Origin of the sequence: Photorhabdus africana (assembly GCF_035181445.1) — a bacterium.
Lineage (GTDB): Bacteria > Pseudomonadota > Gammaproteobacteria > Enterobacterales > Enterobacteriaceae > Photorhabdus > Photorhabdus laumondii.
This window is the reverse complement of sequence record NZ_JAXBVE010000001.1, coordinates 57,502-69,931: the sequence shown is the minus strand read 5'-3', so window position 1 is coordinate 69,931 and position 12,430 is coordinate 57,502. Positions and strand designations below refer to the sequence as shown.

Sequence of the window (12,430 nt, the reverse complement as noted above, 5' to 3'; positions counted from 1 at the left end):
TCTATACGGTCATCAATTGATATTTTCAAAGATATAAACCGCACCGGCTTTGGATTTAGAATCGACACTTTCTGACGTTGCCCCAACAACCAAACTCGTTCCCGCCTTATTCAGGCCGATAGGTCCACCAAAACCATTTAAATTGTCTGAATTGCCTGAAGGGTTCAAAATCTCCATCGGTGTTTCCATATTCCACTTACCATTCAGACAGGTATACACATACACCCGGGAAACCGCTCCCACTGCCAGACGATCTCCCGCATCATTCAGTTCGAGAGAACCGCCAAAATATACGCCACTTGCCGGGGCCGAAAACTTAATGGGATTTTCTCTATCCCAGATCCCATCCGTTAGCGTATACAGATAAACCTCCCCATCCGGGGATTTATAAAAATCCGTACCCGCCGCCAAGTGATTTCCCTCTGCATTCAGGCTAAAAGCCCCGCTAAAACTAGATGATCCACCTTCAGGGTGACTGAACTTAATGGGATTTTCTGTATCCCAGATCCCATTTGTGCGTGTATACACATAAATCACGGAAATGCGATCACACACCGCCAGACGGTTTCCCGAAGCACTCAGGTGAGCAACCACGCCAAACTCATAAGCATCCGAAGGGGCCGGAAACAGAATGGGGTTTTTTATATCCCAGATCCCATTCCTGCGCATAAACAGACGGAACGGAGAGGTGTAACCCCCGGCCACCAGACAGTCTCCTGCGGCGTTCAAGCTGACATTCGCACCAAAACTTTCAGCAATCCGCGGAAACACAGTGAGATGCTTTGTATCCCAAACGCCCTTCGTGCGTGTATATACATGAACCACTTCGCGCCATATCTCTCCCAACGCCAGGGTATCTCCCGCCGCATCCAGACCGACACGCCATGAAGCTCTATCATATTCATATCCAGGTTCAGTATCCTCAAACACAATCGGCTTGCTTATATTCCACTCACCACTCTTCCGGCGCGTATACACACAGACTTTATGAGTCGACCCAACCGCTAAACAGTCTCCCGCCGCGTTCAGGCTAACCGAGTGACCAAAGTGCTCATCCTCTATGGGGAAAGGAGAAACAATGTGCGTTATCATAGTACGTTTCAAACCCAACACCTGCGTGATCTCCATCCGTGCACCCCGCGATAAACTGAAAAAATCCTCAAACTGAATCTGCCGAGCGGCATCCAATTTCAGATATCCTCCCCCATCAAACGAGAGTCCCCCTTCTGGTTTCAGTGATAGCGCCAAGGCGACTTGATTAGAATTTAACCCGCCAGAATGCTGGGTGTTGAGGGTCAGTTTTCCTTTGTCATCTCGTTTCAGCCCCGCGGTTGGGCCATCACCCTGAGCGCCATCAATGATTTCATATGCTTTATAGGCTTCATCAATCAAATGGGAAAAGGCTTCCGGCATGAGCCGCACACCAGATTTAAAACTCGCTTTCAATGAGTCAACTGTACTAATTTCTTTATCAGTCATCATATTTCCTCAAAAGCCGTATTAGACAGTCACCGTCATCTGTTCTCTGTCTTCTATACGGTCATCATTTGACATTCTCAAAGACATAGACTGCACCAGCTTCAGACACAGAACCAACCTTGGCTGAAACTGCACCAACCGCCAAACTCGTCTCCCATCTATTCAAACTAACAGCCTGACCAAAACCATTTAAATTGTCTGAATTGCCTGAGGGGTCCAAAATCTCGACAGGTGTTTCCATATTCCACTTATTATTTAGACAGGTGTACACATACACCCGGGAAGCCGCCCCCACTACCAGACGATTTCCCACATCATTCAGTTTGATAGCGCTGCCAAAATACGTTACGTCACTTGCAGGAGCTGAAAACTTAATAGGATATTCTGTATCCCAGATCCCATTCGTGCGCGTATACAGATAAACCTTTCCCTTAGTGGGGATATCATAATCTACCCCCACTGCCAGACGATCTCCCTCTGCATTTAGGCCAAAAATCCGATTAAAACTGGATGAACGATCTTTAGCAGCCATGAACTTAATGGGGTTTTCTTTATCCCAAACCCCATTCGTGCGTGTATACACATAAACCACGTTTATTGGATTATGAGAATAATCAACACGATATCCCGCCAGACAATTTCCCGAGGCACTCAGACAAACCTTGGTAAACGAGCTCATCAACTTAAAGGGGTTTTCTGTATCCCAAATCCCATTCGTGCGTGTATATATGTAGGACCAAGAGTCGCCCGCCACCGCCAGACAGTCTCCTGTGGCGCTCAAGCTGACATTGTGACCACCAGAGTATCCACGTTGATCTTCCAGCGGAAACACAATGGGATTTTTGGTATCCCAGGCACCATTCGTGCGCGTATACACACAAGCCTTCACTTTTTTATCACTAAGAAAGTTATCCACCAAGTATCCCACCGCCAGGCAATCTCCTACCGCATTCAAACTGACGTACCAGGAACTACGAGATTTATCTTGATCATCCTCAAACACAGCGGGAGCGTTTATATTCCACTCATCCTTCCGGCCCGTATACACACAGACTTTATTATCCATCCCAACCGCTAAGCAGTTTCCCGCCGCGTTCAGGCTAATAGAAGTGCCAAAATGTTCATTCGCTTTAGGGGAAGGAGAAACCATACGCGCCATCATGGTACGTTTAAAACCCAACAACTGCGTGATCTCCATCCGTTCCCACCGCGATAAACTGAAGAAATCCGCAAACTGAACCTGCCGATCGGCATCCAATTTCAGACGCCTTCCTCCATCAAAAGAGAATCCACCTTCTGGCTTCAGTGATAGGGCCAAAGCCCCCTGTTCAAGGTTTAACCCGCCAGAAAGGTGAGTGTTGAGAGCCAGTTTTCCTTTATCATCTCGTTTCAGCCCTGCGGCTGAGCCATCACCCTTACCGCCATCAATGATTTCATATGCCTTATATGCCTCATCAATCAAATGGAAAAAGGCTTCAGGTGCGGGCGGAACACCGGACTTAAAACTCGCTTTCAATGAGTCAACGGTACTCATTTCTTTATCAGTCATCATATTTCCTCAAAAGCCGTAATTAGACAGTCACTGCCACCAGTTTCTGTTCAGGGAAATTTAAACCCGCCACCCGGTTATTGAGAATGCTTAGTGCCCGCATTTAATAACAACTTGGCAATTTGTTTCTGCGTCTCCTCAGGAAGCAATTTAAAAGCTTGGGCCGAAACCGCTACAGTCCCATCCACCGACAACACCCCGGATTTATCCAGCATCAATCCCCCGTCGAGCTGTAGTTTTAACGCAAGCCCTTTCGGCTCCAACGCGATGCCATCACCAACCTTAACCGCCAAACGGTTGTCGATAACCTGCAACCCAACTCCCGGATGATAAGTTTGATCACTATCTCGCCAACCAAAAAGCTGTCGCCACAACATGGCCCAATCAATCAGTGAATAAAATGCCGCCTCAGTCGGGATCTTGCCAGGAGCGAAATGAGCACTAAGCTGGCTAACCGTTTCATCTGTTATCTCTTTTGCCATCGTTTTTTCCTCATTCAGCTAGTCGTAAAGGTAAACTTTCCCTTCTCCACTCTTCCAGCCACTGGCGCCAATCGCCAACGTATTGCCGTCACCGCTAAGACAAATGCCGGCACCAAATTTATGGTTTAATTCCCCATCCACTGCCAGTAATCTGCCCTGCGTAATCCATTGTTCATCCTGATAGCTAAACCACCATCCTGCACCGGTTTGCACACCTGTGTTATCTTTACCAACAGGTGTTGACACCACCAGTACCCGACCGTCACCACTCAAAGAGAGTTCGCTACCAAACCTTTCCCCGGCAGTCACCGCTTCTCTCAGTATCCCCATGGATTGCCATGCATTACGGTAACGCTGGTACAAATAGACCGCACCAACATTGCCCTTCTCTCCCGGACACCCTACCGCCAAAATATCGCCGCTATCGTTCAGGCTGAGACTGGTGCCAAAGCCGTCACTGCTGATGGTTAAAGGCGAAGTCACCGAATTGAGTGGCGGTCGCGGCTGCCAATATTCCCCGTGACGATGAAATACCGTCACTTCACCATTACCATTACGCCCTGTTGCTGCCACTGCCAAAGTTGAACCATCAGCACTCAAGCTAAGTTTGCCGCCAAACATATCGCCCTGTGCCGGAGAAGATAAGGTCAGACGTTCACCAAGCTGTGACCACTTCTCCCCGTCATACTGATAAAGATACACTGCGCCGCAGTTAGTCAATAAACCCGATCTCCAGCCATAAGAACCTACTGCTAATAGTGTGCCATCAGCGCTTAGGCCCACAGCGCAACCGAAATGCTGCTGAACATTCGCCTCACTAAGCCAAAGTTTGGCTGGTTTCTCCCACTCGCCATTTGACAATCTGCGATAAATAAACACTGAACCATGCCCGCCATCACTGTTCCGGTTATCAATGCCCACCGCGAGAACATTACCGTCTCTGCTCAGGCTGAGCGCTCTGCCGCCATAACCACTAACGTAATCAGCGAATTGCTGCCGCCAACCGTTATCGGTATAAGAAAATAGATATACAGGTTCCTTGCCTTCTGCCCCGCTAAGCGCGATAGTTTTCCCATCGCCGCTGACACTGACAACAGCACCAAGGTTTTTATTGTTACCGTTAGCCGGCAAATCAAACGCGGGCAACTGCACGTTACTCGCTGCCATCTCCCCAGCATGAATCAGCCAACGGTAAAGTTCTCTTTGTTGTTCCTCTGTAAAACTCTCAAACAATTCCAGCGACAATTTAAAGTCGGGGCGTAACCCCAATTCACCATTAATAAACTGTAAGCCGCTGTTCTTATCAATATTGACAGCAATTTCACGGTCTTCTCCGATACGCACCCCATCACCGGGATTCACTAAGAGTAAATTCACTTCATCCAGATCCCGGTTAAATCCTGCCCCTGGATTATTATCGATCTGACCTGGGTCCAGCCCAGCTAAACGCCGACCTTCCGCCGCTATTTGCACCAATTGAGTATAATTTTCACTTTTCGGCATGGAATATAATTTAAACCAGGATTTAACTTCCTCTTTATCCAACAAATTATTCTCGCTGGATGTAAATATCTTGTTGTGAGCCATTAATACCTCCAATACAGAATGACAAATAAATTAACGTTGTTACACGCCGTTTTATTCTTTTACTTTCGAGATAAACAATATTCTGGCTTTATCCCCCCTTAATGTTTCTCTTCATTCTAATTGGCCGCTTTATCGGTAAATTTTGCCGAATCGTCTGGCGTGGCAATATATTTACCGCCCTAACCGGGCATTCCTTCTCTGGGTACAAACAGCACCTCTGCAGCTTTTAGCTGTTCGTAGTCTTTCTTACTCCAGAAAAGTTCTTTATCGGCAAACTTCGCCAAATCGTCGGGCGTGGCAACATGTTTAATCCCCACACCACGTATTTTTTCTGCTGGTATAAACAACACCCTCACAGCTTCCATCTGTTTGTAGGTTTTCTCATTCCAGTAACCTTCTTCATCGACAAATTTCGCCAAATTATCGAGTGTAGCAACATGTTTAACGCCCAGACCAAGTGGAGCCTCTCCCGCTGGCGTAAACAGCACTTCCGCAGTTTTCATCTGCTCATAGGTTTTTTCATTCCAGAAGAGCGATTGATCGGCAAACTTCGCCAAATCTTCGGGTGTGGCAACATGTATCACGACAATATCTTCTTGATGTAGCGGCGGTTCAGTGGACATTATTTTCCCCCTATTAATAAAGTCAGACCTTGGTTATTTATAGCTGATACTGCCCTCGGCAGACTCGCTCCCGATAACACTTATTTAATATTTAACTTGACTACGTTATTCGTTTTTCGCACGAAAAAATCATCTATATTTAAGCATTATAGAAAAGTGAATTTTTGCCAGCTATTTAATAAGATTTTAATTGCTTTTTTTTAAAAACATCACATAAAAAGATATCGTTTAAACAATATTCCACTGGTATCGCAATAACCATTAATTTAATTAGATTTAAACTAATCAACCAAGAATTTTATTAAGATAACCATAATAATCAATGATATGTATAGATATTATATATTTATATTCATGGAAATAGCACTAATGTTTATTTCTCACCCAACGCATTAAACCCTGCGGCTAATACCTTATCCAAATAGCCAATATCCATACTGGTAATTCTTCACTTTCGACGAATATTGGCATTTTTCGCCGTTTCTACCCGAAGCAGATTCAGGCTCAGATGGAGCATACACGCTAATGTTAGATAATATTCGTGATCTCATCCTGTATAAACTGGTTACCACTCAAATACTAGCTGGCGCTCAAGTTGTGGATCCAGTAATGCTACATGTATACCAACTAACCTAACTCCTCTCCCCTTACGCCGAGAATCCCACGTATTCCGAGCAATGAGGAGTAGATCACCTAAATCTAGAACGGGGTAAATATGTTCATGAGTCGTCAAATGAAAATCATCAAATTTAAATTTAACTCCCTGACGAGAAATTTTTAGCTCGGAGTTGTATTTTTCAAGTCTTCTTATCAACTCTGGATATAGCTGTTCAATTATAGCTTCACACTCTTCCCATATGTGAATATCTTTTGGTAGCGTGATCTCAACACCAACGGATTTCCTTGGTACGTCTACACAAATAGAATTATCATCTAGTCCATGACAACGCTGCCAGATCATTAATCCAAATTTCCCTAATTCTTTGATAAAAGCCCCAAAGTCGTATTGTCTTACATCTGCACAAATTTTTAATCCCATATCTGATAGACGTTTTTCTGTTTTGGGACCAACTCCTGGAATTTTTCTCAGTGGCAACGATAAAACGAATTGATCAACTTGTTCAGGAGTTATCACAAATTGCCCATTCGGCTTATTCATATCCGAGGCAATCTTAGCAAGAAATTTAACAGGAGCGATTCCTGCTGAAGCGGTTAGCTTTAACTCTTCAAATATGGATTGCCGTATTTTTTGAGCTATCAACGTAGCCGAGCCATGACAACTACGGCACTCCGTTACATCAAGATATGCTTCATCTAGAGAGAGAGGTTCAATCAGATCGGTATATCGAGAAAATATCTCATTTACTTGAAGAGAAACTTCCTCATATATATTCATGCGCGGTGGGATGACTTTCAATTGAGGACACAATTTAAGCGCCTTTGCTGTTGGCATTGCACTGTGAATACCAAATTTCCTCGCGACATAATTAGCAGTACTAATGACTCCACGTTCTTCAATACTACCGCCTATGGCTATTGGCTTTTCCTTCAAAAAAGGATCATCCCGCATTTCTATAGCAGCAAAAAAGCAATCCATGTCTATATGGATGAATTTACGCATATGCAAACCTATTTCGATGAATACATAACTATTTTAACTAATAGAATTGCTTACAGCCTCATTTGAATCAAAATATGCAATCTGTCTGTCCAAAAGTGATAAAATAAATGCCACAATTAATGGGTAAATTCAAGTCCGAAGTACAGCAGTAGAGCACTTTTTTAATTCCCTGAATATCACTAAATATGACCTGTACCCCGAACACTCTTTTGGTCTGTTGCTTGATCTATCCTGATAATTTAACCTTCAGTCAGCTATTGGTTATTCAATTAGTCGAATTTGCAATATGCCTGCCTTATTACGTATCCATAAATACGTTTTCTTCCATTTATATCAGTATCTACGTACACCCCTTGCATCTCAGGGGCAAAGCATGGCAGCTTGTTTATGAGCTCCTCTAACACTAAGAAATAATCTAAAACAGCACCATCCCAAATCTCACCAGGAGCTATAGATACAATTCCTGGAGGGTATGGTAAAGCTTCTTCTGCCGCTATCCTGCCTTTTGCTTGTGCAATAGGGATAAAATCCACATACCCACGGATTAATTGCACATTAGCAGCATGGGGAGTAACAACTATACGAGGGAAGTGACGCTCTTTAAATATTTTTTGTTGGAGATATTGTATATTATAGCTGGCGTAAATATCATGCATTTCCTGACAAAGACGACCAATTGTATAACCTCTGTATTGGCTAATATTACTATTATATATAGCAGGCAAGACTTCAGATATCATGGAATCTTGTTCTACATGCTTTTCGAACTGAATTATTTTCGATATCAAATGTTGAATTTTTGCATTATTTACAGCAGGGGTCAGCAAAAAAGCAATTGAGTTAAGCTCGGATTTTTCAGGTATAACACCATTTTCTCTTAAGTAGTTTGCTAAAAAGATTGCGGGCACTCCTAATTTTTCATATTGCCCAGTTTCAGAGTCTATACCAGGTGTCGTTAATAGTAATTTACAAGGATCAAGTAAATATTGAGATTTGCCATAACCCTCAAATGTATGCCACTTCTCATCAGGATCAAAACTGAAAAAACGTAAGTCACTAGCAATTGTATTTGTATCGTAAGATTGCCATGGTTTATTGTCAACGCAAGGTGGTACAAACGGTTTTACCAATTTACATGATGAAAATATAAGCTTACGTGCTTCAATTCCAATTCGTACGCATTCCCCCCACATTTTTTCACCATACCCATTCGAATGAATTTTGGCATTAATATCTAGAGCAGCAAAAAGAGGATAAAATGGGCTTGTAGATGCATGAAGCATAAACGCATGATTAAAGCGTCTGTGCTCGCAATATCTACTTTGCAGTTTTATGTGCTCATCTTTTTTGTGAATCTGTGATGTTTGCGAAAAACCGGCCTGCTGCTTATGCACTGACTGAGTGACTATGATTCCTGGAGAGTTTTCATTTAAATCTAATAACAAAGGGGAGCAATCTTTCATGAACGGAATAAATTGTTCATATCCCACCCATGCAGAATCAAACAAAATGTAATCACATAAGTGCCCTATTTTATCCACGACACTGCGCGCATTATACACGCTTCCATCATAAGTACCTGCTTGTATAATTGCTAATCGGAAAGGTCTTTTTATGTTTACTTTATCTGAGGATACCTTGTCAATTAACTGCCGCAAGTAGCCTTCATCAAAGCAATGTTCTGGTATACCTCCGATAAGCCCAAATGAATTTCTCGCAGCTTCTAAATAGATTGGAGTCGCACCTGCTTGTATTAATGCTCCATGATAACAAGATTTATGGTTATTTCTGTCAAATAACACAAGATCTCCTGGTGCAAGCAGAGCATTGGTTACTACTTTATTCGCAGCTGAAGTACCATTTAAAACAAAATACGTCTTATCCGCATTGAATACTTTTGCTGCGTGTTGCTGTGCTGCATCAGGTGCTCCCTCATGAGTCAAAACAACTCCAAGAATGGGATCTGCATGAGGAACATCTGCTAAAAAAATATTCTCCCCTAAGAAATCTGTAAACTTTTTACCCGCTGGATGTTTGCAAAGAAAATCGATTCCTTGATGACCAGGGCAAGCAAGGGTTATATTACCTTTAGAAATATATTGTGTTAGTGTCTTAAAAAATGGAGGAAGCAACTCATCTTCGTATTTCTTAGCAAAGGTTTCCAATTGAGTGCTATAGGAAGATATACTTTTACTACATTCACTGAATACGCCCGTTAAACTTGGCAATATGGATTCATCTATCTCATCCTTATTTTTGACTACAGCAAATATAGGAATATCTAAGCCGCTTTTAACTATATCACTGACTCTTTGCATAGAAAGGTCTTCATAAGACAAAACTATTGCAGCTATTTCACTAAAATCACGTACCTCATTGATACTTATCATTTCCCTATTAGTCTCAAATTGAATAGCTACATTTTCACTTATTGCTATTCTAAAATCATACATCATACTCATTATCCTTCCCCTTTAACCTAGAGATAACTAATCTAGCTGACATTGCAATAAAAAGAGCCATTATTGAAAACGAAAATCCGCCACTTATGACAGAAAATAACCCTGATACCACTCCAGAAACAGACTCACATGTATTAGCGATCGTGGAGTACAATCCATAATTTTTACCAACTTCATTTTCCTTTGATAGTGACTGTATATTAGTAATTATAGATATATCTACAATGGCCCCAGAGAATCCAAGAAATAATGCAAAAATAATTAAAAGCACAAAGCTGAATTTTATAACCAATGAAACAATCAGAAAGAAGAATCCATATATCATCCAAGATTTCATTACCTGCACCGGGGTTGAATTTTTGATTATACGTGTATAAAAAAATCCACCTAATACAGTTCCCATAGCTATTATTGAAAATACATATCCAACAAGTTCCTCCTTTTTATAAATATCAATAATTGAGGCTGGCAAGACATACCTCAATAGTGCCGCTGTAAATAATACGCATGCAGAAGTTCCAATTATTACCATGAATAAATTTTGATTATTTCTCCGCATATCTATGATACTATCTCTGGTATCATAAATAATTCTCGAAACAGAAAACTCCTCTCTCCCATGAGGCTCATTTCTTTTTAAAGAAAATAAAAAAAGCACTGAAATAAAATATGTTATACTATCCATTAAAAGAACATATGATTTATTACCCATAGCAATTATTATGGAACAAGCCAATGGACCAATTATGGATGCTAGATCTTCGATCACTTGAAATAGACTATTACCTTTTGGTAAATTTTTCTTCTCTAGCATTTCAGGTAAATATGCTCTAAAACTAGGCTGAAAAAGGCTTCTCCCTATTGTCATGAACATAGAACAAACGATGAGAATGTATATATTTAAAAAATCATTTAGATAAGTTATGAATAATATAAACGTGATGACACAGCGTAATATATCACTGAGTATCATATTATTCTTTTTCGGAAAAACATCCGCAAGCCACCCCCCCACAGGTCCAAAAAATAAGTATGGAATAAACCTAAAGAAATATACTATCCCTATATACATAAAATTGAATGACAGCAACTCAATTGCGATAATTGCAAATACAACATCATGCGCAAAATCACCTATTTTTGATATTAAACTAGATAAGGATAGAGGTAGTATTCTTTTGTTAAAAATGACATTCTTCATGCTATACTCTTATACATTTAAACCGGCGGAATATATTATTTCTTTCTTCGACAAAAATTTCCCAGGAGTTTTTAATTCCTCATGAACAATTTTTTTGAGTATAGCTTGCTCTGCCTCAGGCATAAGATAAAACATAATATTACTGTACCAATACCAACCTAATTTTGTTAGTCTAAATGAATGTGTATCATCTACAATTAAGCCAGAGTCGATCAATTCATTAAGCCGGTCATATAGCCGCTCGGGAACTAGATTCATTTTAATCTGTGATTTATCTGCATACCCATGATAAGGTAATCTCAATATCAGAGGCTTCATTTCATCTAATAATTCATCATGCTGGCTGATTTTACACAGATAAATATTTTTATTCATTGAATCAATATATTTTTCTCTACCTGTGGTGTTAGTTATAACGTGCCCCCGTAGAGAAGATATGGCATTAATGCCAAAACCGAGAAAATCATGATCTCCATATCCATATACATGTTCATGATAAATAAAACTATAATTATCAGTGACCACTTGATCCGTAATATTCGATCTCACATAACCATGTCCATTATGAGGCATGAAACCTTTACTTCTCATGTGTAAATCAATTAATAATTTCATTGAGAATTTTCGTGTAGCAGATGTAATGTTATCTGTATAATCACGAACAGACTTATGAAGTTTAGATGATGTGACAACATTATTTATTGGATATATATCAACATTACTTAAACCCAGCTCAATAGCTTTATCTAGGTCAGAAATAATAACCTCTTCATCCTCACCATGCATTCCATATATTATATCACATAAAACATAATCAAAATTCGAAACCAATAAATGTGAAGACTTTTCAATTGTATCTATTGACGCTGTGAGATTAAATAGTTCTCTCCACGTAGGATCCATTGTTTGCAAACCAAATCGAGTATGTGTAACGCCTATTTCTTTTAAAGCATCAATTCCCTCCCTAGTTACACTATTTATGCTAAGCTCGAAAGAGAATTCTTGTAGAGAGGATAAGTCAAAATATTTCTTAATAGTTTCACCTATATCGATAATATTTTCAGGCGATAATAATGATGGGGTTCCGCCTCCGAAAAATATTGCTCGTATAGGAATTGCCTTATAGTCAATAAATCTACTTTTATACTCTACTTCATTGATAAGTGCTTTTACATACCTGTCTATCACTTCATGGTTTTTGTATAGTCCCTTGGTGAAGGGGCAAAATGTACAGATAGATTCATAAAACGGAATATGGAAATAAAGAGCTCTCGAACTGACCTCAGAATTCGCATTTCCTAATATCCTTGATATGGAGTTTTCATCTCCACTAAAGGAATTAAATGTTTGATTTGGAAAGAAAAAATTGTATATAGGAAATTTATAATCGAACTTAATTATTCCATTATTAATTAATTTCATAAAT

9 protein-coding genes are annotated in these 12,430 nt (G+C 40.5%); all 9 read right to left on the bottom strand.

What is annotated here, in order from left to right; translation table 11 throughout:
- Window positions 1–12 precede the first annotated feature (12 nt).
- Window positions 13–1,482, bottom strand: a complete 1,470-nt coding sequence (locus tag SLS51_RS00250) for a hypothetical protein (protein ID WP_323834404.1) — start codon at window positions 1,480–1,482, stop codon at window positions 13–15.
- Between the two features lie 61 nt (window positions 1,483–1,543).
- Window positions 1,544–3,031 carry a hypothetical protein gene (locus SLS51_RS00245; RefSeq protein WP_323834402.1) on the bottom strand — a complete coding sequence of 496 codons (1,488 nt, stop codon included), beginning with the start codon at window positions 3,029–3,031 and terminating at the stop codon, window positions 1,544–1,546.
- 74 nt (window positions 3,032–3,105) lie between these two features.
- Window positions 3,106–3,510, bottom strand: a complete 405-nt coding sequence (locus tag SLS51_RS00240) for a hypothetical protein (RefSeq protein ID WP_323834400.1) — start codon at window positions 3,508–3,510, stop codon at window positions 3,106–3,108.
- A gap of 18 nt (window positions 3,511–3,528) precedes the next feature.
- Window positions 3,529–5,097 (bottom strand): WD40 repeat domain-containing protein, encoded by a 1,569-nt coding sequence (locus SLS51_RS00235; RefSeq protein ID WP_323834398.1) that lies wholly within the window; start codon window positions 5,095–5,097, stop codon window positions 3,529–3,531.
- Window positions 5,098–5,276: 179 nt separating this feature from the next.
- Window positions 5,277–5,720, bottom strand: a complete 444-nt coding sequence (locus SLS51_RS00230; protein ID WP_323834396.1) for a hypothetical protein — start codon at window positions 5,718–5,720, stop codon at window positions 5,277–5,279.
- A 565-nt stretch (window positions 5,721–6,285) separates the two neighbouring features.
- Window positions 6,286–7,341, bottom strand: a complete 1,056-nt coding sequence (gene dinB, locus SLS51_RS00225; protein ID WP_323834394.1) for a DNA polymerase IV — start codon at window positions 7,339–7,341, stop codon at window positions 6,286–6,288.
- Window positions 7,342–7,610: 269 nt separating this feature from the next.
- The gene (speC, locus tag SLS51_RS00220) at window positions 7,611–9,794 is read right to left on the bottom strand and encodes an ornithine decarboxylase (protein WP_323834670.1); all 2,184 of its coding nucleotides are present in this window, start codon (window positions 9,792–9,794) and stop codon (window positions 7,611–7,613) included.
- Window positions 9,787–11,004, bottom strand: coding sequence for an MFS transporter (locus SLS51_RS00215; protein ID WP_323834392.1), 1,218 nt, complete (start codon window positions 11,002–11,004; stop codon window positions 9,787–9,789). Before SLS51_RS00215 ends, speC begins: the two co-directional genes overlap by 8 nt.
- Before the next feature lie 9 nt (window positions 11,005–11,013).
- Complete coding sequence (locus SLS51_RS00210) at window positions 11,014–12,426, bottom strand: radical SAM protein (protein WP_323834389.1); 1,413 nt, start codon at window positions 12,424–12,426, stop codon at window positions 11,014–11,016.
- Between the last annotated feature and the right edge of the window lie 4 nt (window positions 12,427–12,430).

Excerpts from the sequence above, each read along its gene's own strand:
- SLS51_RS00250 (WP_323834404.1), bottom strand. The coding sequence starts at position 1,482 with ATGATGACTGATAAAGAAATTAGTACAGTTGACTCATTGAAAGCGAGT.
- SLS51_RS00245 (WP_323834402.1), bottom strand. The coding sequence starts at position 3,031 with ATGATGACTGATAAAGAAATGAGTACCGTTGACTCATTGAAAGCGAGT.
- SLS51_RS00240 (WP_323834400.1), bottom strand. The coding sequence starts at position 3,510 with ATGGCAAAAGAGATAACAGATGAAACGGTTAGCCAGCTTAGTGCTCAT.
- SLS51_RS00235 (WP_323834398.1), bottom strand. The coding sequence starts at position 5,097 with ATGGCTCACAACAAGATATTTACATCCAGCGAGAATAATTTGTTGGAT.
- SLS51_RS00230 (WP_323834396.1), bottom strand. The coding sequence starts at position 5,720 with ATGTCCACTGAACCGCCGCTACATCAAGAAGATATTGTCGTGATACAT.
- dinB (WP_323834394.1), bottom strand. The coding sequence starts at position 7,341 with ATGCGTAAATTCATCCATATAGACATGGATTGCTTTTTTGCTGCTATA.
- speC (WP_323834670.1), bottom strand. The coding sequence starts at position 9,794 with ATGTATGATTTTAGAATAGCAATAAGTGAAAATGTAGCTATTCAATTT.
- SLS51_RS00215 (WP_323834392.1), bottom strand. The coding sequence starts at position 11,004 with ATGAAGAATGTCATTTTTAACAAAAGAATACTACCTCTATCCTTATCT.
- SLS51_RS00210 (WP_323834389.1), bottom strand. The coding sequence starts at position 12,426 with ATGAAATTAATTAATAATGGAATAATTAAGTTCGATTATAAATTTCCT.